This window comes from Enterococcus sp. AZ080 (assembly GCF_051714945.1).
In the GTDB taxonomy this organism is placed as follows: domain Bacteria; phylum Bacillota; class Bacilli; order Lactobacillales; family Enterococcaceae; genus Enterococcus_B; species Enterococcus_B pernyi.
The window spans coordinates 1-26,009 of sequence record NZ_JBIOSV010000001.1; the positions used below are offsets into that span (position 1 = coordinate 1).

The 26,009-nt window shown below is 39.2% G+C and carries 22 protein-coding genes; 18 read left to right on the plus strand and 4 right to left on the minus strand.

The features are described 5' to 3' along the window. The 14 genes from dnaA to IGK01_RS00070 form a co-directional block, all read left to right on the plus strand. Window positions 1–1,335 (plus strand): chromosomal replication initiator protein DnaA (gene dnaA / locus IGK01_RS00005; protein WP_023518857.1); only part of this gene is annotated, 1,335 nt, incomplete at its 5' end. 197 nt (window positions 1,336–1,532) lie between these two features. Continuing rightward, window positions 1,533–2,663, plus strand: a complete 1,131-nt coding sequence (dnaN, locus tag IGK01_RS00010) for a DNA polymerase III subunit beta (protein ID WP_023518858.1) — start codon at window positions 1,533–1,535, stop codon at window positions 2,661–2,663. Window positions 2,664–2,870: 207 nt separating this feature from the next. Continuing rightward, the gene (gene yaaA, locus IGK01_RS00015; protein ID WP_019723041.1) at window positions 2,871–3,113 is read left to right on the plus strand and encodes a S4 domain-containing protein YaaA; all 243 of its coding nucleotides are present in this window, start codon (window positions 2,871–2,873) and stop codon (window positions 3,111–3,113) included. Further along, window positions 3,100–4,215 carry a DNA replication/repair protein RecF gene (gene recF, locus IGK01_RS00020; RefSeq protein ID WP_010734560.1) on the plus strand — a complete coding sequence of 372 codons (1,116 nt, stop codon included), beginning with the start codon at window positions 3,100–3,102 and terminating at the stop codon, window positions 4,213–4,215. The genes yaaA and recF overlap by 14 nt, the downstream gene beginning before the upstream one ends. 6 nt (window positions 4,216–4,221) lie before the next feature. After that, entirely contained in the window at window positions 4,222–6,168 is a 1,947-nt protein-coding gene (gene gyrB / locus IGK01_RS00025) for a DNA topoisomerase (ATP-hydrolyzing) subunit B (protein ID WP_010734559.1), read from the plus strand. A 19-nt stretch (window positions 6,169–6,187) separates the two neighbouring features. After that, on the plus strand, window positions 6,188–8,683 hold the full coding sequence (gene gyrA, locus IGK01_RS00030; RefSeq protein WP_023518859.1) for a DNA gyrase subunit A: 2,496 nt from the start codon (window positions 6,188–6,190) through the stop codon (window positions 8,681–8,683). Between the two features lie 238 nt (window positions 8,684–8,921). Further along, entirely contained in the window at window positions 8,922–9,221 is a 300-nt protein-coding gene (gene rpsF / locus IGK01_RS00035) for a 30S ribosomal protein S6 (RefSeq protein ID WP_019723039.1), read from the plus strand. 47 nt (window positions 9,222–9,268) lie between these two features. Next, a complete protein-coding gene (gene ssb, locus IGK01_RS00040; protein ID WP_438840420.1) occupies window positions 9,269–9,790 on the plus strand; it encodes a single-stranded DNA-binding protein in 522 nt (173 codons plus the stop codon). Window positions 9,791–9,815: 25 nt separating this feature from the next. After that, window positions 9,816–10,052, plus strand: a complete 237-nt coding sequence (gene rpsR / locus IGK01_RS00045; protein ID WP_010734555.1) for a 30S ribosomal protein S18 — start codon at window positions 9,816–9,818, stop codon at window positions 10,050–10,052. Window positions 10,053–10,218: 166 nt separating this feature from the next. Further along, window positions 10,219–12,192, plus strand: coding sequence for a DHH family phosphoesterase (locus tag IGK01_RS00050; RefSeq protein ID WP_010734554.1), 1,974 nt, complete (start codon window positions 10,219–10,221; stop codon window positions 12,190–12,192). A gap of 5 nt (window positions 12,193–12,197) precedes the next feature. Beyond that, the gene (gene rplI / locus IGK01_RS00055) at window positions 12,198–12,650 is read left to right on the plus strand and encodes a 50S ribosomal protein L9 (protein WP_010734553.1); all 453 of its coding nucleotides are present in this window, start codon (window positions 12,198–12,200) and stop codon (window positions 12,648–12,650) included. Window positions 12,651–12,839: 189 nt separating this feature from the next. Then, entirely contained in the window at window positions 12,840–14,207 is a 1,368-nt protein-coding gene (gene dnaB, locus IGK01_RS00060) for a replicative DNA helicase (RefSeq protein ID WP_010734552.1), read from the plus strand. A 375-nt stretch (window positions 14,208–14,582) separates the two neighbouring features. After that, the gene (locus IGK01_RS00065) at window positions 14,583–15,875 is read left to right on the plus strand and encodes an adenylosuccinate synthase (protein ID WP_010734551.1); all 1,293 of its coding nucleotides are present in this window, start codon (window positions 14,583–14,585) and stop codon (window positions 15,873–15,875) included. A gap of 379 nt (window positions 15,876–16,254) precedes the next feature. Then, window positions 16,255–17,118 (plus strand): DegV family protein, encoded by an 864-nt coding sequence (locus IGK01_RS00070; RefSeq protein WP_010734550.1) that lies wholly within the window; start codon window positions 16,255–16,257, stop codon window positions 17,116–17,118. A 72-nt stretch (window positions 17,119–17,190) separates the two neighbouring features. Here the strand turns inward: IGK01_RS00070 and IGK01_RS00075 are convergent, their stop codons facing one another. Beyond that, window positions 17,191–18,813: an ABC-F family ATP-binding cassette domain-containing protein gene (locus tag IGK01_RS00075; protein ID WP_029594258.1), complete on the minus strand. Its 1,623-nt coding sequence runs from the start codon at window positions 18,811–18,813 to the stop codon at window positions 17,191–17,193. Window positions 18,814–19,048: 235 nt separating this feature from the next. Here IGK01_RS00075 and IGK01_RS00080 point away from each other — a divergent pair, with 235 nt between their 5' ends. Then, the gene (locus tag IGK01_RS00080) at window positions 19,049–19,570 is read left to right on the plus strand and encodes an HdeD family acid-resistance protein (RefSeq protein ID WP_010734548.1); all 522 of its coding nucleotides are present in this window, start codon (window positions 19,049–19,051) and stop codon (window positions 19,568–19,570) included. Between the two features lie 100 nt (window positions 19,571–19,670). Here IGK01_RS00080 and spxB read toward each other — a convergent pair whose 3' ends face one another. Next, entirely contained in the window at window positions 19,671–21,413 is a 1,743-nt protein-coding gene (spxB, locus tag IGK01_RS00085) for a pyruvate oxidase (protein WP_010734547.1), read from the minus strand. A gap of 159 nt (window positions 21,414–21,572) precedes the next feature. Here spxB and IGK01_RS00090 point away from each other — a divergent pair, with 159 nt between their 5' ends. Both IGK01_RS00090 and IGK01_RS00095 read left to right on the plus strand, forming a co-directional pair. After that, window positions 21,573–22,550: a Gfo/Idh/MocA family protein gene (locus tag IGK01_RS00090; protein ID WP_438840421.1), complete on the plus strand. Its 978-nt coding sequence runs from the start codon at window positions 21,573–21,575 to the stop codon at window positions 22,548–22,550. Between the two features lie 97 nt (window positions 22,551–22,647). Next, entirely contained in the window at window positions 22,648–23,466 is an 819-nt protein-coding gene (locus IGK01_RS00095; protein ID WP_019722681.1) for a ZIP family metal transporter, read from the plus strand. 79 nt (window positions 23,467–23,545) lie between these two features. Here IGK01_RS00095 and IGK01_RS00100 read toward each other — a convergent pair whose 3' ends face one another. Further along, on the minus strand, window positions 23,546–23,743 hold the full coding sequence (locus tag IGK01_RS00100) for a hypothetical protein (protein ID WP_010734544.1): 198 nt from the start codon (window positions 23,741–23,743) through the stop codon (window positions 23,546–23,548). Between the two features lie 194 nt (window positions 23,744–23,937). Between IGK01_RS00100 and IGK01_RS00105 the strand changes: the two genes are divergently transcribed. Further along, window positions 23,938–24,516, plus strand: a complete 579-nt coding sequence (locus IGK01_RS00105) for a TMEM175 family protein (RefSeq protein ID WP_023518863.1) — start codon at window positions 23,938–23,940, stop codon at window positions 24,514–24,516. 639 nt (window positions 24,517–25,155) lie between these two features. Here IGK01_RS00105 and IGK01_RS00110 read toward each other — a convergent pair. Then, window positions 25,156–25,605, minus strand: a complete 450-nt coding sequence (locus tag IGK01_RS00110) for a hypothetical protein (protein WP_019722679.1) — start codon at window positions 25,603–25,605, stop codon at window positions 25,156–25,158. Between the last annotated feature and the right edge of the window lie 404 nt (window positions 25,606–26,009).

Consider the following 26,009-nt stretch of genomic DNA (forward strand, 5'->3'; position numbering starts at 1 on the left):
ATGGTATCCCTCGATGCTTTATGGACTGAATTAAAAACGACTTATCAAAAAGAACTGTCTCCAGCAAGTTACAATACTTGGATTGAGACAGCACAACCTAAATCCTTAGAACAAAGCCAATTAGTGGTGACTGTTCCAAGCAAGATCCATAAGGAATATTGGGAAAAAAATCTCGCAACAAAGATTGTTGAGGTCGGCTACATGTTAACGGGAAAAGAAATCATTCCACGTTTTGTAACCGGTGAAGAAGCGGAACAAGAAGAAGTAGAAGAAATCAAAACAATGAAAGTTCCCCCAATCACACCAATCAAAAAAGCGATGTTGAATCCTAAGTATACCTTCGATACATTTGTAATCGGAAAAGGTAACCAGATGGCTCATGCCGCTGCCTTGGTCGTTGCTGAAGATCCTGGTTCGATTTATAATCCATTGTTCTTCTATGGTGGTGTCGGACTTGGTAAGACTCACTTGATGCACGCAATTGGTCATCAAATGTTGTTAAGTCAGCCAAATGCGAAGGTCAAATATGTAAGCAGTGAGACGTTTGCCAATGATTTTATCAATTCGATCCAAAATAAAACGGCCGAAGAATTTCGCCAAGAATATCGAAATGTCGACTTACTATTAGTCGATGATATTCAATTTTTTGCTGAAAAAGAAGCAACTCAAGAAGAATTTTTCCATACCTTCAATGCGCTCTACAATGAAGGAAAACAAATCGTCCTGACGAGTGATCGTTTACCAAACGAAATCCCAAAATTGCAGGAACGTCTCGTTTCTCGCTTTGCTTGGGGACTTTCAGTAGATATCACGCCACCTGACCTTGAAACAAGAACAGCTATTTTGAGAAAAAAAGCCGCAGCAGAACGCCTAGAAATCCCTGATGATACCTTAAGTTATATTGCGGGACAAATCGATTCCAACATTCGTGAACTAGAAGGCGCTCTTGTACGTGTTCAAGCATTTGCTACGATGAACAGTGAAGATATATCAACTAGTTTAGCTGCTGACGCTTTAAAGACATTGAAATCTGGCAAAGGTCACCCGCAACTCTCGATTTTGCAGATCCAAGAAGAAGTTGCAAAGTATTACCATATTCAATTAAAGGATCTAAAAGGAAAGAAACGCGTCAAATCGATCGTTGTTCCTCGTCAAATCGCTATGTACTTGGCTCGGGAATTAACCGATAGCTCGCTTCCTAAAATCGGCGCCGAATTTGGTGGAAAAGATCATACAACTGTCATCCATGCGCACGAAAAAATCCAGCAACTGATCGATTCAAGTGTCAGCATGCAAAATGAAGTATCAGAAATCAAAAATTTCCTATTAAACTAAAAAGATGCTTGATAGAAAGAAAAACACCTTGTGGATAAAATTAGAAATCATTCAAAAGTTATGCACATATTTTCCACAGCTGTTTTTTCTTTTCTCTTCTAGCATTTTTATAGTTTTCCACAATATCAACAGTACCTAATACTTTTATTACTTTATTTACTAATAATAAAATAAATATATGGCAAAGGAGAGCTACAATGAAAGTAACCTTAAACCGCGCAACATTTATGCAAGAATTGCAAACTGTTCAGCGTGCGATTTCAAGTAAAACGACAATTCCTATTTTGACTGGGGTTAAAATCACCCTCAATCAAGAAGGCCTGACTTTAACAGGTAGTAATGCAGATATTTCAATTGAGACATTTCTATCTGTTGAAAATGAAAAAGCGCAAATGCAAATTGAAACAACAGGAGCCATTGTTCTACAAGCTCGCTTCTTCAGTGAAATCATTCGTCGATTGCCCGAAGAAACCTTTACGCTAGAAGTGCTAGAAAACAAACAAGTGGCCATTACTTCAGGGAAAGCGAATTTTTTAGTGAATGGGTTAGATGCGGATAATTATCCTCATCTTCCTGTTGTAGAAAGTCACAACCAGATGAAATTGCCTGTACATGTATTGACCAAATTGATCAATGAAACAGTGTTTGCTGTTTCTCAACATGAAAGTCGCCCAATTCTTACAGGTGTTCATTTCATTTTGAAAGACAACTCGTTATTAGCAGTAGCAACTGACTCACATCGTTTGAGTCAACGAGTGATTCCGATCGAACAATCAGCTGATCAATTCGATATCGTGATTCCTGGAAAAAGTTTGACTGAATTATCACGTTCATTGACAAATGAAGAAGAAATCGTAGAAATCAGTATTATGGAAAACCAAGTATTGTTCAAAACTGAAAATATGTATTTTTATTCACGCTTGTTAGAAGGGAATTATCCCGATACGAATCGTTTGATTCCTTCAAGTTTCAATACCGAAGTTGAATTTTCTGTCCCAAGCTTTTTAGCAGCGATTGAGCGTGCTTCTTTGCTCTCACATGAAGGACGCAACAATATCGTTCGTTTGTCGATCCAGCCTGATTCTGTTGTTCTATACGGTAATTCTCCTGAAATTGGAAAAGTAGAAGAAAGCTTGAATTATACGACTAGCACCGGTGATCCGCTGGATATTTCCTTTAATCCGGACTATATGAAAGCTGCTTTGCGTGCATTTGGCGATATGAGTATCAAAGTAAAATTCATTTCTGCCATTCGTCCATTTACGTTAGAACCAACGGAAGATGGGGTACAATTCATTCAATTGATCACTCCAGTACGCACAAACTAAAATACTAATTGAAAATAAACTGAAAAATAAACCATTTTAAACAGAAGGCCCTAAAATCAATTTTAAGGCTTTCTGTTTCTTTTTGTTCAAATCACCTTTTTTCATTTAAATCCGCTCATATGGAAAAATATATGGATAAATTTGTTTTCTTGCGAAAAAAAGGGTATAATAAAGTATACTTTTAATAATGAAAATGAGGGATGAAGAGTGAAACAACAAGTCATTCTAAAAACTGAGTTTATGACGTTGGGTCAAATGCTGAAAGAAGTCACAGTCATCGGCAGTGGTGGACAAGCAAAATGGTATTTAGCAGAAAACACGGTTTTGGTTGATGGCGAGCCAGAAAATCGTCGTGGACGAAAGCTTTATCCCGGTATGATGATCGAAGTTCCAGAAGCAGGAACTTTTTTTATGGTAAAAAAAGGGAATAACGATAATGAGGCTGAATAAGCTGCACCTCAAAAATTATCGAAACTATCAAGAATTGCAAATTGATTTTTCCAAAAACCTCGTGATTTTTTTAGGAGAAAATGCCCAAGGAAAAACGAATCTTTTGGAAAGTATTTATGTGCTTGCAATGACAAGAAGTCATCGTACAAATAGTGAACAAGAGTTGATTGGATGGAACGATGAGCAGTCGATGATCCAAGGGGAGATCACAAGAGGAACCTCTAAGATCCCGTTAGAGATCCAACTGTCTAAAAAAGGACGAAAAACAAAGATCAATCATATCGAACAAAAGAAGTTGAGTAGTTATGTTGGACAATTGAATGTCATTTTATTTGCTCCTGAAGATCTTTCTTTAGTGAAAGGAAGCCCACAGATCCGACGCAAATTTTTAGATATGGAATTAGGTCAGATCAATCCAATCTATCTTTACGATCTTGTCCAATATCAAGCAATCCTAAAGCAGAGAAATCAATATTTGAAGCAATTGAATGAGAAAAAACAAACGGATTTACTTTATCTTGATATTTTATCTGAACAACTAGCAGAATTTGGTAGCAAAGTACTAAAGGCAAGAGCGCAGTTTATCAAGCGTTTAGAATATTGGGCAAATTCTTTACATCAACAAATCACGCATCAAAGAGAACAGTTGGCAATCGAATATGTGACCGCCCTCTCTTCTTTAGACACTATGACAGTTCAAGAGATCCAGTCACAATTTTTAACGTTGCTCGAACAAAACAAAAAGAAAGATCTCTTTCGAGGGACAACGACTGTGGGTCCCCATCGAGATGACCTTTCTTTTTTTGTCAATGAAAAAAACGTGCAAAATTTTGGTTCTCAAGGTCAACAGCGAACAACGGCATTAAGTGTCAAATTAGCAGAAATCGATTTGATCAAAGAAGAAACAGGCGAGTATCCGATCCTATTACTGGATGATGTAATGAGTGAGTTAGACGACCAACGTCAACTCCATTTACTTGAAACGATTGAAGGGAAAGTACAGACATTCTTAACTACTACCTCCCTGGATCACGTTAAAAATAAAATGACTGTTGAACCTGAGATTTTTTATGTTCAGCAGGGAGAAATAAAAGGAGAATAAACATACATGACAGAAGAAAGAAGTTTAGTCGAGCGCGCAAAAGAATATGATGCCAGTCAGATTCAAGTGCTTGAAGGTCTTGAAGCCGTTCGGAAACGTCCGGGGATGTACATTGGTTCAACAAGTTCAGAAGGACTTCACCACTTAGTATGGGAAATCGTCGATAATTCGATCGATGAAGTCTTGGCAGGATTTGCGACAAAGATCCAAGTCATCATTGAGGAAGACAACAGTATCACTGTCATCGATGATGGTCGTGGGATTCCGGTCGATATCCAAGCGAAGACCGGTCGTCCAGCTGTAGAAACAGTGTTTACTGTCTTGCATGCGGGTGGTAAATTTGGCGGAGGCGGCTACAAAGTATCCGGTGGTCTTCATGGGGTTGGTTCGTCCGTTGTGAATGCACTATCGACACTATTAGATGTCAAAGTGTACAAAGATGGCAAGATCTATTACCAAGAATATCGTCGTGGGGCGGTAGTCGATGATTTGAAAGTCATCGGTGACACTGATTTAAGTGGAACGACCGTTCACTTCATCCCAGACCCAGAAATTTTTACAGAAACGACAACTTTCGACTTTAATAAATTGGCGACTCGTATTCGTGAGCTGGCTTTCTTGAATCGTGGGATGAAAATCTCAATTGAAGATCGTCGCGAAGAAAAGCCTGTCGTGAAAGAATACCATTATGACGGTGGAATCAAAAGCTACGTCGAATATTTAAATGCGAGCAAAACAGTGATTTTCCCAGAACCTGTTTATTTAGAAGGGGAGCAACAAGAAATCACTGTCGAAGTTTCGATGCAATATACAGACGGTTATCATTCCAATATCATGAGCTTTGCCAACAATATCCATACGTACGAAGGCGGAACACATGAATCAGGATTTAAGACAGCTTTGACACGGGTCATCAATGATTATGCACGTAAGCAAAAATTGATGAAAGAAAATGATGATAATTTAACAGGTGAAGATGTGCGTGAAGGATTGACAGCAGTCATTTCGATCAAGCATCCAGATCCTCAGTTTGAAGGACAAACGAAAACAAAATTAGGAAACTCAGAAGTACGTACGGTCACTGATCGTTTGTTCAGTGAGCATTTCATGAAATTCTTATTGGAAAACCCAAGTGTGGGCCGTCAGATCGTCGAAAAAGGACTACTTGCCTCTAGAGCCCGCTTAGCGGCTAAACGCGCGCGTGAAGTGACGCGGAGAAAAGGAGCATTGGAAATCAGTAATCTACCTGGTAAATTAGCCGATTGTTCCAGCAATGATCCTGAAAAAAGTGAATTGTTCATCGTCGAAGGAGATTCAGCCGGTGGTTCAGCAAAGCAAGGACGAAGCCGTGAATTTCAAGCGATTTTACCGATCCGCGGGAAAATCTTGAACGTTGAAAAAGCAAGTATGGATAAAATTTTAGCCAACGAAGAAATTCGCTCACTGTTTACAGCGATGGGTACAGGATTTGGTGAAGATTTCGACGTGTCCAAAGCACGTTACCATAAATTAGTCATCATGACCGATGCCGATGTCGATGGTGCCCACATTCGTACGTTGCTATTGACGCTCTTTTATCGTTATATGCGCCCAATCGTGGAAGCCGGCTATGTTTATATCGCGCAACCACCGCTATATGGCGTTAAACAAGGAAAGAAAATCACATATGTCCAACCAGGGAAAAATGCCGAAGAAGAGTTGAGAAAAGTCATCGAATCACTACCAGCAACACCAAAACCAAGTGTTCAACGATACAAAGGGCTTGGTGAGATGGATGATCATCAACTATGGGAAACGACGATGGACCCAAGCAAACGTATGATGGCTCGTGTCAGTGTAGATGATGCGATTGCTGCCGATGAAGTATTTGAAATGTTGATGGGCGATCGAGTGGAACCTCGTCGTGCATTCATTGAAGAAAATGCTCACTATGTTAAAAATCTAGATATTTAATCATGAAGGAGGAAGAAAAATGAGTGAAGAAATCAGAGAAAACATCCATGATGTCAATCTAACTAGCGAAATGAAAGACTCCTTCATAGATTACGCCATGAGTGTCATTGTCGCTCGGGCTCTACCAGATGTTAGAGATGGATTAAAACCAGTTCACCGCCGTATTTTATATGGGATGAATGAACTAGGTGTCACACCAGACAAAGCACACAAGAAATCAGCCAGAATCGTGGGGGACGTCATGGGTAAATACCATCCCCATGGTGACAGTGCGATCTATGAATCAATGGTTCGGATGGCGCAGCCTTTTAGCTATCGCTACATGTTAGTAGATGGTCATGGAAACTTTGGGTCAGTTGATGGAGATGGCGCAGCTGCGATGCGTTATACTGAAGCCAGAATGAGTAAGATCGCGACAGAAATGTTACGTGATATCAATAAAAATACGGTCGATTTCCAAAGCAACTATGATGATACGGAAAAAGAACCAGTTGTCTTACCGGCACGTTTTCCTAACTTGCTAGTCAATGGTACGACAGGGATCGCAGTCGGAATGGCGACGAATATTCCCCCACATAATCTGACAGAAGTTGTAGCAGCGATTGATCTATTGATGGAAAATCCAGATGTGACAACCAATGAATTGATGGAAGTCTTACCTGGGCCTGATTTTCCTACCGGCGGATTAGTCATGGGGAAATCCGGCATTCGTCGAGCGTATGAAACAGGAAAAGGTTCAATCACTGTTCGAGCAAAAGTAGAAATCACGGAAATGCCAAATGGAAAAGAGCGGATCTTAGTCACTGAATTGCCATATATGGTCAATAAAGCGAAATTGATTGAGCGAATTTCAGAATTGCACCGTGACAAACGAATTGAAGGGATCACAGATCTAAGAGATGAATCTTCTCGTGAAGGAATGCGTATCGTGATCGATGTGCGTCGTGACGCGAGTGCCTCTGTCATTTTGAACAATCTCTACAAATTGACATCCTTACAAAACTCATTTGGTTTCAATATGTTAGCAATCGAAAAAGGCGTACCGAAAGTTCTAAGCTTGAAGCAGATCCTTGAAAATTATATTGAACACCAACGCGAAGTTATTACACGTCGTACGGTCTTTGAAAAAGATAAAGCAGAAGCAAGAGCACATATCTTAGAAGGACTACGAATCGCCTTAGATCATATTGATGAAATCATCGCGATCATTCGTGGGTCCAAATCAGATGAAGAAGCGAAAAACGCGATGATCGAGCGCTTCGATCTTTCTGACCGTCAATCGCAAGCAATCTTAGATATGCGTTTACGCCGTTTGACTGGTTTGGAAAGAGAAAAAATCGAAAATGAATACCAAGAATTATTGAAACTCATTGAAGATTTAGCTGATATTCTTGCTCGCCCTGAACGAGTAACAGAAATCATTCAAACCGAACTTGCTGAATTGAGTCAACGATTTGGCGACAAACGTCGTACAGAATTACTGGTCGGTGAAGTCTTGAGTTTAGAAGACGAAGATTTAATCGAAGAAGAAGAAATCGTGATCACATTGACGAATAATGGCTATATCAAACGTTTAGCCAACAACGAATTCCGCGCACAACGTCGTGGAGGTCGAGGCATCCAAGGAATGGGTGTTCATAACGATGATTTCGTGAAAAATCTTGTTTCTTGCTCCACACATGATACATTGCTGTTCTTTACTAATAACGGAAAAGTGTATCGTGCGAAAGGATACGAGATCCCAGAGTACGGACGTACAGCAAAAGGGATTCCGATCATCAACTTACTGGGCATTGATTCAAGTGAGAAGATCCAAGCCATCATCGCAGTAACTGGTGAAGCAGAGGAAGGGCATTACTTGTTCTTTACTACACGCCAAGGAACAGTCAAACGTACGACTGTCACTGCTTTTGCCAATATCCGTAGCAATGGGTTGATTGCGATTGGCTTGAAAGAAAATGATGAATTGGTCAACGTCTTATTGACTGATGGCCAATCAAACATCATCATTGGTACACACGATGGCTATTCTGTGACTTTTGCAGAAGATGCCGTTCGTGATATGGGACGTACAGCCTCTGGGGTTCGTGGGGTTCGTTTGAGAGAAGACGATTACGTCGTTGGAGCAGCCTTGATGAATGAGGATCATGAAGTCTTGATCATCACAGAAAAAGGTTATGGAAAACGTACCAAGGTTTCTGAGTACCCTGTCAAAGGACGTGGGGGTAAAGGGATCAAAACTGCGAATATCACTGAGAAAAATGGTCCATTAGCTGGATTGACGACGGTGACAGGCGAAGAAGATATTATGTTGATCACAGACAAAGGTGTCATCATCCGCTTCAACGTTTCAACGGTTTCTCAGACAGGTCGGGCAACGCTAGGCGTGCGCTTGATCAAGATGGAAGCAGAAACGAAAGTGGTGACCATGGCAGCAGTAGAACCAGAACCTGCGGAAGAAACGACTGTCGAAGCAGAGACAGTTGATGTGGAAACAGATCATACAGAAGAATAGAAATAGGCGTAAAGCAAAAGTGAACGTCTAAAATCAAAACTCCCAAGAATAGGTAAAACTATCTTTGGGAGTTTTTGGTCGTCTCAAAAGAAAAAATTTGGAAAACAAAGAACAGCAGCTTGCTTTTTTAGTGCATTGCGTGTATAATTGAGGATTGTGAGTAGTCTAATTTATTAGAAAACTCTCCTTGCTCTTGGGAAAGCTGAGAGCCGAAAGTCCATAGGGAGGTGAAAAATCAATGGAAAACACGAAATATGAAATCATGTATATTATTCGTCCAAACATTGATGAAGAAGCAAAAACTGCTTTAATCGAACGTTTCGATTCAATCTTGAAAGATAACGGAGCTGAAGTTATCGAATCAAAAGATTGGGAAAAACGCCGTTTAGCATACGAAATGAACGGTTACCGTGAAGGTATCTATCACATCGTTAAAGTATCTTCTCCATCATCAGCAGATGCAATCAACGAGTTTGATCGTCTTGCTAAAATCAATGACGATATCGTTCGTCACATGATCGTAAAAGAAGAAGCTTAATTATTGTTTCACATGGAACAATCAAACGATGAGAGGAGATGACCATTTTGATTAATAACGTTGTACTAGTTGGACGTCTGACAAAAGATCCAGATTTACGATATACATCAAGTGGCACTGCTGTAGCAACGTTCACTTTAGCTGTCAATCGTAACTTCACGAGCCAAAACGGCAACCGTGAGGCGGATTTTATTAATTGTGTGATTTGGCGAAAATCAGCAGAAACACTAGCAAACTATGCACATAAAGGAACACTTTTAGGTGTAACTGGTCGTATTCAAACGCGTTCTTATGATAATCAACAAGGACAACGTGTGTACGTAACAGAAGTAGTTGCTGAAAACTTCCAATTATTGGAAAGTCGTGCAGCATCTGAAAACCGTCAACAAAGCGGTGGCTACCAAGACACTGGTCAATCGGCAAATAATTTTGGCGGAAACGGCGGAAACAATAACTATAATCAAACATCTCAATCATCCAACGGTATGCCTGATTTTGATCGTGATTCTTCTGATCCATTCGGATCAAGCTCAACGATCGACATTTCAGACGATGATTTACCATTCTAAACGAATTTGATAGGAGGGAAATAGAATGGCACAACAAAGAAGAGGCGGACGTAAACGTCGTAAAGTAGACTACATCGCTGCTAACCATATTGAATATATCGATTATAAAGATATCGAATTACTAAAAAGATTTATCTCAGAACGTGGTAAAATTTTGCCACGTCGTGTAACAGGTACAGGCGCTAAAAACCAACGTAAAATTACGATTGCAATCAAACGCGCACGTATCATGGGATTACTACCATTCGTTGGCGAAGAATAATTCGCTTTAGGAATGATTCTGTAGGAATACCCAATCGTTTCAAACCATTACAGAGGAAGTTATGACTACTGTCGTGACTTCCTCTTTTTGTTCCATTTAGGTGTTTAGTCGCTTACATGACATGAGTTATGGTAAAATTAGGCTAATCAGTTACGGGAGGAAAGACATGGATAAAGAAAAAATAAAAGTAAGCCCGAGCCCTCTGCTCATTCTTTTATTGATCCTTGCAGAAGTTTTGGTTGTATTATTGATGCCATTTCGCTTGATCAGTGCGTTGTTCATCCTGATCGTGAATCTATTTTGTATTCGTTATGGTTTAAAGATGAAACGGTGGTTGACTCTAAGGAATCGTGATAAGATCCAACAAGCTTCCACAGTTGCGGAATCCAATTTGAATTATGTTTCTGAGATCATGCCAGTCGGAATCATCTCTTACCAACCAGCGACACAAACCATTGATTGGCTGAATCCTTTCGCATTGAATGTGAAAGACCAAAGCTCTTTATTGGAAGCAGACTTGTTAGAAACTTTTTTTTCAGCAAAAGAAAAAAAGAAAAATCAAGTCTATTTAGCTGACAAAACGTTTCAATTTGAATTGGATACGGTGAAAGGGGTCGTTTATTTTATTGACGTGACCCAGAACCAACTACTGAAGATCCATCAAGTGAATAGCCAGCCAATCATCGGGATTCTTTCAATCGATAACTATGCAGATACGGTCGATAAATTGGATGAAAAAGAAGTTTCTTATTTGAACTCCTTCATTACGACACTGATTTCTGACTGGATGAATGAATATCATGTGTTTTTTAAACGAATCAATTCAGAGCGCTTTTTCTTTTTTGGACAGATGAGTGACTTAAAGAAAATGATGGATAAGAAATTTGATCTCTTAGATCGCTTACGAGCAGAAGCTGAAAGACAAAACCATCCGTTGACCCTTAGTATGGGAATTGCCTATGGACAACAAACACTAGAAGAAATCGGTAGCGAAGCTCAAAATAACTTAGATATCGCTTTGGTTCGTGGTGGGGATCAGGTCGTGGTGAAAGAAGTTCGTGAAGGAGCGAAACCTACTTACTATGGTGGGAAATCAGCAACGACCATCAAACGTACGCGCGTTCGTTCACGGGCGATGAGTACTGCTTTACGCAAAATTTTTGATGAAACAGGCGATGTATTTATTATGGGGCATCGCTTCCCTGATATGGACGCTATCGGTTCAGCCGTTGGAGTCAGTTGTCTGGCGCGCTTCAATCAGAAAAAAGCCTATATCGTCATCGATGAAAAAGAAATCATTCCAGATGTGGAACGCTGTTTAACAGAAATCCATAAAGAACCAGAGTTGGAGATGCAATTGATTACGCCAGAACGCGCAATGGAGCTTAAGAAAGACAAGGATCTACTCGTAATGGTCGATTACCATAAACCATCGCTATCGATCTCTCAGAGCCTTTACGAGCAATTTGATAAGATCGTGATCATTGACCATCATCGTCGAGGCGAAGAGTTTCCAAGCAAACCGCTCTTAACGTATATTGAATCTTCTGCGTCTTCTGCCTCTGAATTAGTCACAGAATTAATCCAATACCAAAGTAGCCGAACCAATCGGATCAGCCGTTTAGAGGCGACGTTGTTGTTAGCTGGCATGACCGTTGATACGAATAACTTCAATGTGCGAACGACAGCACGTACGTTTGATGTTGCAAGCTATTTAAAGACTTGTAGTGCGGACGCATCCTTAGTACAATATTTATTGAGCTCTGATTTAGCCACTTATTTAGAAATCAGCCACTTGATCGCCCACAATGAACAAGTGACGGAGGATATTGTGGTGGCAGCAGGGACGGATGAAAAAGAGTATAATAGTGTTATCGCAGCAAAAACAGCAGATACGTTGCTCTCAATGGTCAATATCAATGGCGCTTTCGTCATTACGAAACGGACGGATGGCTTAGTTGGTATCAGTGCCCGCAGCACAGGAACGATCAATGTCCAATTGATCATGGAATCCTTAGGCGGTGGCGGACATTTCACCAATGCGGCAACACAACTGGAAAATGTGACTGTAGAAGAAGCAAAACAACAACTGCTCGCTGCTATCCAAGAAAATATGAATCAATTATATAAAAAGGAGTAGATGAGATGAAAGTCATTTTCTTACAAGATGTTAAAGGCAAAGGCAAAAAAGGCGATGTCAAGGAAGTTCCTACAGGCTATGCGCAAAATTATTTGATCAAAAACAATCTGGCAAAAGAAGCAAATAAAAGCAGCATCAGTCAGTTAGAAGGACAGAAAAAAGCCCAAGAAAAACAAGAAGCAGAAATTCTTGAAGAAGCCAAAAAATTAAAAGAATTTCTTGAAAAAGAAGAAACAGTCGTGGAATTAAAAGCCAAAGCAGGAGAAGATAGCCGTTTATTTGGCTCGATCCCATCGAAACAAATCGCTGAAGGCTTGAATAAGCAATACAAAGTAAAATTAGACAAACGTAAAATTGAGTTGAACAACCCAATTCGTACGTTAGGCTATACCAACGTACCTGTGAAACTACACCATGAAGTAACTGCAACGATCAAGGTACACGTTGTCTCTGAATAAACGAAAAGAACATGTGACGAAATCACTTCGATAAATCAGCCGCAGAGGACAAAAATCGCTTTCGATTATTTTTGACTTTTGCGGCCTATTTTCGAAGGAAGAGCTTTTGGAACAGATGTTCATTTTAGGGATGACTTTTCTGCCATTTTCTTGTAAAATGAAGCAATTGAAAGCAAGGAGCGATAGAATATGAGTGAAGTGTGGCAGGATCGAATTCCACCGCAAAATATTGAAGCTGAACAAGCGGTTCTAGGTTCTGTTTTTCTAGACGCTGAAACGATCATCGATGCCATGGAGTACATAGAACCGAAAGATTTTTATCGTCGGGGACATCAAATCATTTTTGAAATCATGATCGAATTGAATGACCGTAGTGAAGCGATTGATGTCGTGACCGTCAAAGATCGTTTGGAGCAACGAAATCTCTTGGAAGATGCTGGTGGAGTCAGTTACTTATCTGATTTAGCTTTAGCTGTACCAACGGCAGCGAACATTGTCTACTACGCAAAAATCGTGGAAGAAAAATCATTGCTCCGTAATTTGATCCAAACAGCAACAGGGATCGTGACTAGAGGATTTGAACAAGGAGAAGAAGTCCAATCCATCTTAGATGATGCGGAACGTAGCATCCTTGAAGTATCAGAAAAACGTAACCGTAGCGGGTTCTTATCTATTGCGGAAGTCTTGAATTCTACGATTGAAAATATTGACCAACTCGCGCAAAACAATGAAGAGATCACAGGTTTGCCAACTGGTTACCAAGGATTAGATAAAATGACTGCTGGCTTCCAAGCAGAAGAGCTGATTATTTTGGCTGCACGTCCGGCAGTAGGGAAAACAGCCTTTGCCTTGAATATTGCCCAAAATGTTGGTACAAAAACGGATCGTTCTGTAGCGATCTTCAGTCTAGAGATGGGGGCAGAATCACTGGTCAACCGGATGCTTTGTGCGGAAGGTTCGATTGAAGCGAGTCACTTACGTACGGGACAGCTGTCCGAAGAAGAATGGTCCAATTTGATTGTTGCGATGGGTAGTTTATCGAAAGCAAATATCTTTATTGATGATACACCAGGGATCAAAATCTCTGAGATACGAGCAAAATGTCGGAAACTTGCACAAGAAAAAGGAAATCTAGGCTTGATACTCATCGATTACTTGCAGTTGATCGAAGGAAATGGGAAAGAAAACCGTCAACAAGAAGTATCCGATATCTCACGTCAATTGAAAAAACTAGCGAAAGAATTAAAAGTTCCCGTCATTGCTCTTTCCCAGCTTTCTCGTGGAGTGGAACAACGCCAAGATAAACGACCTGTCTTAAGTGATATCCGTGAGTCTGGTTCGATTGAGCAGGATGCGGATATCGTGGCATTCTTATATCGTGATGATTACTACGAACGTGAAGGTGGCGAAGATGGTGATGCGCCAGAACCACAAAACGATAATGTGATCGAAGTCATCATTGAAAAAAACCGGAGTGGAGCAAGGGGAACGGTCGAATTGCTCTTTATCAAAGAATACAATAAATTTTCCTCGCTTTCTCCGCGAGAAGAATATTAGGACGAATAAATCTGAATAACTCAAACATCGAGGTCGGGACAGAAGTGTTTAGCCTCGAGAAATAAGGTGCCAGCCACGAAAATTGTTCTTCAAATTTTTGTGGCTGGCGCTTTATTTTTCAAAGAGGTTATTTCTATTCCCACCGTTTATTCGATTTTTGGTGGTGCGAGAGGACGAATGTCCGAAGATGGTTTTTCAAACTTAGTCAGGTCAGGCGCCTACTTGTTAGTAACCAATGGAACATAGAAAATTATAATGTTCGCTTTTTAAACGTTTTCTCTAAAATATATTAAATATCATTCGATTTTAGTTGAATAAAGTTTGAAGTATTGTTACAATAATTCAGGATTAAATAATATTAAATGAGGTGTTCAAATGTCATCTGTAGTAGTAGTGGGTACACAATGGGGCGACGAAGGGAAAGGAAAAATTACTGACTTTCTTAGTGAAAATGCTGAAGTGATCGCACGGTACCAAGGTGGCGACAATGCGGGACACACAATTAAATTCGATGGTGTTACGTATAAACTGCACTTGATTCCTTCGGGGATTTTTTACAAAGATAAAATCAGCGTGATCGGGAATGGTGTAGTAGTCAATCCGAAATCTTTAGTCAAAGAATTGGCTTATTTACATGAAAAAAATGTGACGACAGATAATTTACGTATTTCTGATCGTGCGCATGTGATTTTACCGTATCATATCAAATTAGACCAATTGCAAGAAGATGCAAAAGGAGAAAATAAAATCGGTACGACCATCAAAGGGATTGGCCCTGCTTATATGGACAAAGCCGCTCGTGTCGGTATCCGTGTAGCCGATTTATTAGATAAAGAAATTTTTGAAGAGCGTTTACGAGTGAATCTAGACGATAAAAACCGTCAATTTGTGAAAATGTTCGATTCAGAGCCAATTGAATTTGAAGAAATCTTTGAAGAATACTACGAATATGGACAACAAATCAAACAATACGTGACGGATACATCAGTTATCTTAAATGATGCGTTAGATGCAGGAAAACGTGTTTTATTTGAAGGCGCACAAGGTGTGATGTTGGATATCGATCAAGGAACGTATCCGTTTGTTACCTCATCAAATCCAGTGGCTGGTGGTGTGACGATCGGTAGTGGTGTCGGACCTTCAAAAATCAATAAAGTGGTCGGTGTATGTAAAGCTTACACTTCACGTGTGGGAGATGGCCCATTCCCTACTGAATTGTTTGATGAAACCGGTCAACAAATTCGTGAAGTCGGTCGCGAATATGGTACAACGACTGGACGTCCACGTCGTGTCGGCTGGTTTGATACAGTCGTGATGCGTCACTCAAAACGTGTGTCAGGTATCACGAATCTATCATTGAATTCGATCGATGTCTTGAGCGGTTTGGAAACAGTGAAAATCTGTACAGCATACGAATTAGACGGTGAACGAATCTATCATTATCCAGCGAGTTTGAAAGAATTGAACCGTTGCAAACCAATCTACGAAGAATTGCCAGGTTGGTCAGAAGACATTACTGCTTGTCGCACACTAGCTGAATTACCAGAAAATGCTCGTAACTATGTAAGACGTATCTCAGAGCTTGTAGGCGTGCGTATTTCAACATTTTCAGTAGGTCCTGACCGAAACCAAACAAATATCTTAGAAAGCGTGTGGGCGCAAATCTAAGCCTTTCAGTGATGATTCGCTAACAGGAACATTCTTTAAGAATGAGTGGACCACTGAAATCACGAGAAATAAATGAAATCGGGACAGAAGTGTTTAGCCTCGAGAAATACGGCGACAACCACGAAAATTGTTTTTCTAATTTTTGTGGTTGTCGCTTTATTTCCCAAGAGATTACTCCTATTGCCATTATTTATCGGTTTTAGGGCGACACACAAAAATGAATGTGACTTTTGTTTTAGACTGATCGTGTTCATTTAAGCGTTCGCTTGATTGGCTTGTACCAAGTACAACGAATATAAGAGCTGAAGTTATTTAAAATTAAAGGAGTTTGCTATAATAGACTGCGATGAAAAGTGGAGAAAAAAAGGAGTTGGAACGAATGTATCAAATAGTCACAGATTCATGTTGCGATCTGCCCTATCAAGTGTTGGCAAATGCAAATGTTGATTTTTTATCCATGGAGATCCAGATTGGTGAGGAAATACGAATCGATGATCTGGGAAAAACATTTGATTATGAAGGGTACATCCAACAGTTACGTGAAGGAGCAATGCCTACGACCTCACAAATCAATGTGGGTCGCTATTTGGAGTTCTTCCGTAGCTATGTGGAGAAAGGTATCCCAGTCTTGTACGTTGCTTTTTCGAGTGGCATGAGTGGTTCTTACAGCAGTGCCTTACAAGCAGTCGAATTATTGAAAGAAACCTATGAGGACCCGCAAGTTCATGTGTTTGATACGAAAGCCGCAAGTATCGGGGAAGGACTACTTGTATTAGAAGCTGTTCGTTTGAAAGAATCGGGTTATTCTTTGGAAGAAACATTGGCTTGGTTACAAAATAATTACCTAAAAGTTCATTCTTGGGTAACCGTTGATGATTTAAAACATTTAGAACGTGGAGGACGCATCTCTAAAGCAAGTGCTGCTATTGGTAGTCTGTTAAGCGTGAAGCCGATCATTACCGTTGAACCAAGTGGTCATTTGAAGAATGTCGATAAAGTGCGTGGTAGAAACAAATCCATTCAGAAAATCGTGGAGGAAACGGTCAAAACGATCGTAGCTCCATTGGAACAAACGGTGTATATCGCTTATGCCGGAGACCTAGAAAGTGCTGAGAAAGCCAAAAAATTATTAGAAGAAAATATCAAAACAAAAGAAATCAAACTCTATCCCTTAGGACCAACGATCGCCAGTCATACAGGCTATGGGTGTATCGCCATCTTTTCAATGGGTGTAAGTCGATAAAAAAGAAAAACAGCTGTACAACGTAAGACTACTCACGTTGTACAGCTGTTTTTATAGTTATTTTTGGAATATTTAGTTCCACAATTGTTCTAATTGTTTTTGGATGTCTTTGTTCTCTAAGAATTCATCATATGTCGTATCTGCACGATCGATCACGCCTTTATCAGAAACAGCAATGATACGATTTGCTAACGTTTGGATGAATTGGTGGTCATGAGAAGCAAATAGGATCGAACCTGAAAATGCCATCAAACCATCATTCAATGCAGTAATTGATTCTAAATCTAAATGATTCGTTGGGTCGTCTAAGACAAGGACGTTTGCTTTTGAAAGCATCAATTTAGAAAGCATGCAACGCACTTTTTCGCCCCCAGAAAGAACATTCACGGGTTTTAGTACTTCCTCTCCAGAAAACAACATACGACCTAAGAAGCTACGTAAGAACGTATTGTCGTCTTCTTCTTTACTTGCATATTGACGTAACCAATCAAGAATCGTTAAGTCCGTATCGAATTCCTTCGTTGTATCCTTTGGTAGATAAGCATTGCTAGTTGTTACACCCCAACGGACAGTACCGGTATCAGGTGTTAGATCGCCCATGATAACTTTAAATAGCGTTGTAGTTGTTATATCGTTTTCGGCAACGAATGCTACCTTGTCTTCTTTGTTTAATGTAAATGATATATCATTTAAAATCTTTTTACCATCTATTGTCACACTAACGTTTTCTACCTGTAGTAAGTCATTTCCAATTTCACGCTCTGGTTTGAATCCAACGAAAGGATAGCGACGTGAAGAAGGTTGGATATCATCCAATGTGATTTTTTCTAACATTTTTTTACGGGATGTCGCTTGTTTTGATTTTGACGCATTTGCACTGAAACGTGCGATAAAGTCTTGTAATTCTTTGATTTGTTCTTCTTTTTTCGCATTGGCGTTTGCTTGTAACTTAGTTGCTAATTGGCTTGATTCTAACCAGAAATCGTAGTTTCCTACATAAAGCTTGATTTTTCCAAAGTCTAAATCTGCCATGTGGGTACATACTTTATTCAAGAAATGACGGTCATGGGAAACAACGATCACTGTATTCTCAAATTCGATCAAAAATTCTTCTAACCAGTTGATCGATTGGATATCTAGTCCGTTTGTCGGCTCATCTAAAAGTAAAACATCTGGTTTACCGAATAGCGTTTGTGCAAGCAACACTTTCACTTTTTGGCCACCAGTTAGTTCGCTCATCAATTGATGATGCAACTCTTCAGGAATATTTAATCCTTGGAGTAAAACGGCTGCTTCTGGTTCTGCTTCCCATCCGTTTAATTCTGCAAATTCGCCTTCTAATTCTGCCGCACGAATCCCATCTTCATCTGTGAAATCTTCTTTCATATAGATGGCATCTTTTTCTTTCATTACTTCATATAAACGTTTATGACCCATGATTACTGTTTCCATCACAGTATATTCTTCATAGTCATAGTGGTTTTGTTTCAAAACAGCCATACGTTCATCTGGACCTAATGTGACAGAGCCTGTTGAAGGTTGCAAGTCACCTGATAATACTTTAAGGAATGTTGATTTACCTGCGCCATTTGCTCCAATTAAGCCATAACAATTGCCGGGAGTGAATTTTATATTAACATCATCAAATAGTTTGCGATCTGAAAAGTGCAAACTTACATCATTTACAGTAATCAATTTTTTTCCTCACTTTATGTTTATAATATTTGCCAAGTCTTCTAGAATTATATAGGGGAATGTTGAAAGTTTCAAGGAAATCAGTAATTCTTTACGTTTCACGTGAAACAATCAAAAGAAGAAAAGAGATAAACCGTTTTTTTACAACTAAAGCATTTTCATAAATGCTAAATTTTTGAAGTTATTTAAATGGGGGCGTAAGATAGAAATAGATTAGAAGAAAGTAGGGATTAAAATGAAAGAAAGTAGAAAAATTGATTGGGGTTCACTTATTTTGGGGATACTATTTGTTTTAGTTTCCTTGATTTCTTTTCGCGATCCAGTAGGTAACTTAGTTGCTATCGTTATTGTATTTGCTATTTTTGCGATCCTAAAAGGATTATTTGAGTTATTTCTACGTAGTCGAGTAAAAGAACTGACAGGATATAAAGGGAAGATGCCGATAGTGATTGGGATCATTGATTTATTGATTGGGATCTTTTTCATTTTCAATATTGGTGCGGGGGTAGTTGCACTACCATTTGTCTTCGCTGTTTGGTTTATTATTGATTCTGTTTTGGCTTTATTTACTGCTGATTTATTCAGAGGAATAAGCGAAGGACATTATTGGTTTACAGTGGTCATCAATGTATTGGGTATCTTACTAGGTATTATTTTATTATTCAATCCTTTATCCTCTGCGTTGACGCTAAGTTTTTTAGTTGGATTTTATTTTATGGTCGTTGGGATCAATCAGATCGTTTATGCGTTTAGATGATTAGTAATAAAATAAGTGTATGAAATTTGAAAAAGATCCACCTCAAATCCTATCAATTTGAGGTGGATCTTTTCTCACTAAGTTGTGGTTTACTGGACTTTTACAACTGTTTAGAAAGATGATGCGTATATATTTCATGAAGCACCGGCATATCATGTACTTCGTATTTTTCTTTGAAGCGCTCAATTTCTTCTTCGCTATACTTTCTTGGGTCTAAGTGTAAGTCTTCGACAGGTAAGGGCCGTTTGTTGGGGATCTTGACGTCGATCACGACTGGTCGATCAGATTTCGCCGCAGCATCTAAGGCAGGGCGTAATTGTTCGTAGTGTGTGATCGTGAAGCCATCGGCACCTAAGGCTTCGCAGGCTTTCCCAAAATCAGCTTGTTCAAGGGAAACACCAAATTTTTGTTGTTCAGTATCTTCTTGTTCTGCTTCGATAAATCCGAATGAATCATTTGAGAAAACGACATTGATGATTGGCAACTGATAGCTGACTTGAGTCAAGATATCTTGCATCACCATGGCAAAACCGCCGTCTCCGCTCAAAGTAAAGACTTGTCTCTCCGGAAAGCTTAATTTAGCGGCGATTCCGCCGGGTATACCATTTCCCATCGTCGCAAACCAACCCGAAGTAGTGTGTAACTGCTCACCAGTCATGTTCAGTAAACGAATCGAATGAATGGTCGTATTTCCAACATCTGTCACAAAAATAGCATCACGTTCGGCAATTCGGTTGATTTCTTTATAGACCGCTTCTGGTCGAATCGATTTCTCCGTGGGTTCTTCAAAGGACGTTAACCAACGCCGCCAATTGCGAAGATTTTCTTGATTGGCTAGATACCAAGCATCTTCTGTGCGTTCGTTCCCCAATTCAATCAGTTTTTCTAACGTTGTTTTACCATCCCCTAAAATAGCTAAATCGGTATGATGACGGCGGCCGAATTTGGCGGCATCAATATCGACTTGGATAAAAGCAGCTTCTGGATTGAAAAAGGTTCGCCCAAAAGGAAAGTCACTTCCTACAAATAAAATCAAATCGGCTTCTGCTAATGCTTCATTCGCAGGTTTTGTCGCTACCCGACCTGCAAATCCAAGAAAATTTTTGTCTTCATCTGGCACGATTCCTTTTGCTAAAACAGAGGCAACCACGGGCATTTTGAAATATTCGGTAAATTTCTTGATCTGATCATAGCCATGACGAACACCTTGACCGATGAACAAGACAGGTTTTTGAGCTTGTTCGAGATAAGGAAGGGCTGCTTTCACGTCTTCAATCTCAGGGAGGATCACCCCTGTTTTGTACGTAGAAGCATTAGAAACATCCTGCCACTCGATTTCTTCAAAACCAAAATCAACTGGGATCGTCACAACAGCGACTCCTTGATGTGCATAAGCTGCCTTGATCGCTTCATCAACGACATAAGGTAAACTTTCAGGTGTCATGACTGTCCGATTATAAACACTAACATCAGCGAAAATTGGATTTTCATTTAATTCTTGAAAGGCAGTATAATTCATAGAAGTCGAAGCCACTTGCCCTAAAAGGGCGACAACTGGGACGTGATCCATTTGAGCATCGTAAAGTCCGTTGATCAAATGAGTGGCTCCAGGACCAGCTGAGCCAAAGACAGCTCCGACTTTTCCTGTTAATTTGGCATCCGCTGCGGCAGCTAACGCGCCTACTTCTTCATGACGTACTTGGATATAATCGATTTGGTCTTTTTCATGGTACAACGCATCCATAATGGAATTGAACGAACCACCCGGAATCCCATAAATATGATCAACTCCCCAGCTTTCAAGCACTTTTACCATGGCAATACCGGCATTTATCGTTGACATTTTGATCCACTCCCTAAAAAAACAAATTATATTTATTGTCTAAAGTATAAATCTTCCTTATCAAAAGCCCAACTAAAGCGACTTTCAACCAAGTAGAGTGAAGTGCCAGTAATGTGTGAAACTATGTTATAGTGGATTCAAAATGTTAGGAGGAAGAGTATGCTGAAAATCGGTATTATGAGCGGTGCTTCGATCGTGCCACGTGTTGTGGAGGGGATCAAAGAAAGTGGCGTGGCACAAGCTGTAGCGATTGCGACACGTCGCTTAGAAAAGGCGCAACAGTTAGCCACAGAGTTAGGCATTCCAAAAGCGTATGGCAGTTACGAAGCGTTACTTTCTGACAACGAGATAGAACTGATTTATATTCCATTGATCAATCACTTGCATTTTTCAGCCGCGAAAGCCGCGATCCAAGCAAAGAAACATGTGCTTTTAGAGAAGCCTTTTACGCTACATTCGGAGCAAGCACAAGAACTCTATGCCTTGGCTAAGGAGCACAAGGTTTTTCTCATGGAAGCACAAAAAGCCCTATTTCTACCTGCGATCGAAGACGTAAAAAAAACCATTGGATCAGAAAAAATCGGTCAAGTAAAATTAGTCGATATTCGTGATGCTCGACCGGGTTCTGAAAAAATCCCTTGGTTTTGGAAGATGGAACAAGGAGGTGGCGTATTGATTTCCAACGCCTCTTACCCATTAAGTGTCAGTCAATATTTATTTGGTACAGGATTTGATGAATATAACGGCTTATGTGTAGAACATGGAGAAGGTCTGACGGATGAAGAGTGTATGGTCAACCTGAAGAAGAAAGACCTTTTCATCAGTTTATTCCTTACGACAAAAATGGATTTTACTAGTACGTATACCATCGTTGGAGAAAAAGGCACGATCATCATCCCTAACTATTGGAAAACAGACCATTATACGATCCAGATGAACAACGGAAAAGTGTTAACAAAAGATTTTCCAATGGATAGTGAATTTGTCTTTGAGATCCGTCATGTCGCCGATTTACTTTCCTCAGGTAAGAAGCAAGATACGGTGGTCGATCCAAACATGACGATTACAAATGTTCAAGTCGTTGATGATCTTTACCATAAGTGGTTTGGGAATGATTGGAAAAACGTGAGGGGATAACCGCTTAGAATAAAGGATCATCAGATTAATAGTAGAATAGTAGTCACATTTTTGGCAATATGCTAGAGTAAGAATAAAAAGGTGAAAGGGGAATTGTATGGTTGATTGGTTACTGAAGCTAGAACCTTGGCAGCAAGCGTTGACGGGTACGGCGTTTACTTATTTTATGACTGCGCTTGGGGCTGGCTTAGTTTTTTTCTTTAAAGAAATCAAAAAAGATGTACTCAATTTGATGTTAGGTTTCGCTTCGGGTGTGATGATCGCCGCCAGTTTTTGGTCTTTATTAGATCCGGCAATCACAAAAGCAGAAGAAAATGGTGATATTGCTTGGCTTGTGGTGAGTATTGGTTTTGGGCTAGGGGGATTATTTTTATACATTGCCGACAAAACCTTACCACACATGCATTTTGGTCCAGCACACGAAAAAGAAGGCTTACCAACACATTTAAAACGCACGATTTTGCTTGTCTTTTCCATTACCTTGCATAATATTCCAGAAGGTTTAGCAGTAGGTGTTGCATTTGGTGCAGCGGCAACTGCAGATAATCCAACGACTGCGGTGCTAGCAGCGATCTCTGTTGCGTTAGGGATTGGTATTCAAAACTTTCCAGAAGGTGCGGCTGTTTCGATTCCTCTCCGACAAGAAGGATTAAGTCGAACAAAAGCCTTTGTCTATGGGCAAGCTTCAGGAGTGGTTGAACCGATTGCTGGAGTCATCGGGGCAATCTTAGTGACAAAAGTTGCAGTCTTACTGCCTTATGCCTTAGCTTTTGCTGCGGGTGCAATGATTTACGTCGTCGTGGAAGAACTGATTCCTGAAGCGCAACAAACACTTTCAAGTAAACGACACTATGCAGTTTTTGGTGTTATGACTGGTTTTATTATCATGATGATCTTAGATGTAGCATTAGGTTAAATGATATATCATTTAAAAGAAGTAAAAAAAGAGGCAGAAATTTTCTGCCTCTTTTTGTTTTTCATTTAGGAAAATAGTATTAGTAGTATTTTCTTTGTTGCGTGGTGCGAGTGATCCAACGGACTAACCAAATCGCAATGGCTACTGGAATCAACAATTTAATACCTAACCATAATAAACCACTGATCACGCCAACGAATAGATTGAGGACAAAGCTAGCTACGACGAAACCTACCACTAATAGAATGATTGTTTGAAACGTATTTCTTTTTTGCATGATGATCGCCTCTTTTCTCGTTTGATAAACTTCTCAATAGAAGTTACGCTTGCTGTTTTCTATATAGTAAGTATAGCAAGGATTGATTGACTTAACCTCCACCCAGAGCCCGATTTCTACTTGCTACTTTGGTGTGAAAAGGTTGCTTTTTTGCCCTTATTACGAATAAAATGAAGCGAAAGGAGAGGAAAGTCATGCCGAAAAATCGACTAGAGGCCTTTACAGACGCCGTGATCGCTATTATTATGACGATTTTAGTGTTGGAGCTACATGAACCACACTCAGATACCTTGGAAGCGCTAGTTGCACTTGCGCCACGTTTTTTTATTTATATCATTAGTTTCTTTACCCTGGGCATTTATTGGAATAACCACCATCATTTGTTTCAAGCCGTCCACAAAGTGAATGGGCGAGTGCTCTGGGTGAATAGCTTTTTTATTTTTTTCCTGTCGCTGTTTCCATTCGTTACTTCATGGATCAGCGAATACAGTAACAGTCTTGTTCCTGAAATGACCTATGGTATAGTGATATTAGGAGCTAATCTCACGTATTATTTGTTAGCAAGGACATTAGTTGCCTCAGAGGAAGACGAGAATGCATCTATCAAAGAGTTGTTTGGCAATTATCGTAAATCCTACGTATCTATTGGTTTGAATGTCGTGGGATTGATTCTCGGATATTTGATCGCGCCCATCGCAGTATTAATAGTCAATGTCTTGATTTTGGTTACTTGGTTGATCCCAAGTCGTAAAATTGAAGCATACTATCGCTAGATACTTGAATAACATAGTCAATCAAAAGACACAGAATAGTTAGGAAATACTCCTTTCCTGTTCTGTGTTTTTTTTGTATGCTTTTGACTCGTTTAACGATTATAAAAAAATTTAACAGAAACATAAGTAAAAAATAAAAAAACAATCGAATTTTTTAGGCACAATGATAGTTAAAGAGGGATGCATATGAGAAAACGAAAAAAATTTTATCCAGCAATCATTACAAGTTTTATTACCGTACTTATTTATGTAGAGCAATCGAGGTGTAATTTGCTCGTTCTCCTGTTGTCAGTTTTACTTACTATCATCGTCACGCTTAAAGGATAGACGATACAAAGAAGTAAACAAACTTGAGCTCGATCGGTCACAAGGTCAAAGATGACGGATTTTGTGGACAAATAGAAAGAGCTAATGAGTTATCCACTGTGGATAACTCATTATTAAATCAAAAATTTAGATAACAAGCACATTTATTTTTTGTTGTTATTTTAAATAACATAGATAAAACGATACTAAAGGATGGACAGATATTCGTTGGATCTCAAAAAAAAAGCAAACTGAAAGGAAGAGGAATTTCTTCGTTTCAGTTTGCTTTTTTGTAGTATAAATATAAATTTATATTTACCCCCACAGGGTATGTCAGCGTGTGTTGTAAGGTTCTCCTTCAATGGATACATTGTTTTTATAGGCAAAGTAGCGATCATTTTTTTTCGCAATGCCAAATGTATCAGAAACATGAATGTTTTGTGGAGAGAATTTTATTGCTGGAATCGAGAACGATTGCTCTTTTGGATCAGTTACTCTGATTTCAAAAGATAGTTCATTTTCATCTTCTTTTGTTAGTACGATATGAGGTGTATCATTAAAATTGATTTCTGTTACTTCGTAGATGCCTAAAAAATCGACCGAGTCACCAATGCTTTTCAATAACTGATTTTTTGTAGGAACATATTCCATTTTAATTTCGTCTGTTTGGATCATTTCAGCTTTGGAGGTAACATCTCGAACAGGAGAATTCAAAAAATGAATAAAAGAAAATAAACCGACACATGCAAACAAGCTACTGATAATTAAAATAATTTTCTTCATTTTCCTTACTTTTTGTCCTTTCTGTGTTCTCCAACGTATATGTCTGATGTTAAAATCAAAAAAACTTTATGTAACAATAAATTTTATTTTTTTTTTGTTATTAAAAATGATTTATTTCATAGTATAAATTTAAAATACAAAAAAATAAAGCAGATTTCACAAATTCTTTGAATAGATGAAAAGCTTTTAATTTTAGATAGCTAAAACTATCTATATTATTACAAATAATGGTGGTTATTATTAATTAATTATAATATTTAATTAGTTATTTAATGATTGATGGGAATTTCTGTCTGTTTAAGCGATGAAAATTGGTGTTATACTAGATAAAGTAAATTCGTTTAAATTTTTCTCTGGAAAACTCTCCTTTTACTTCTAATAGTTGATTTCTTTGATACTTCTTA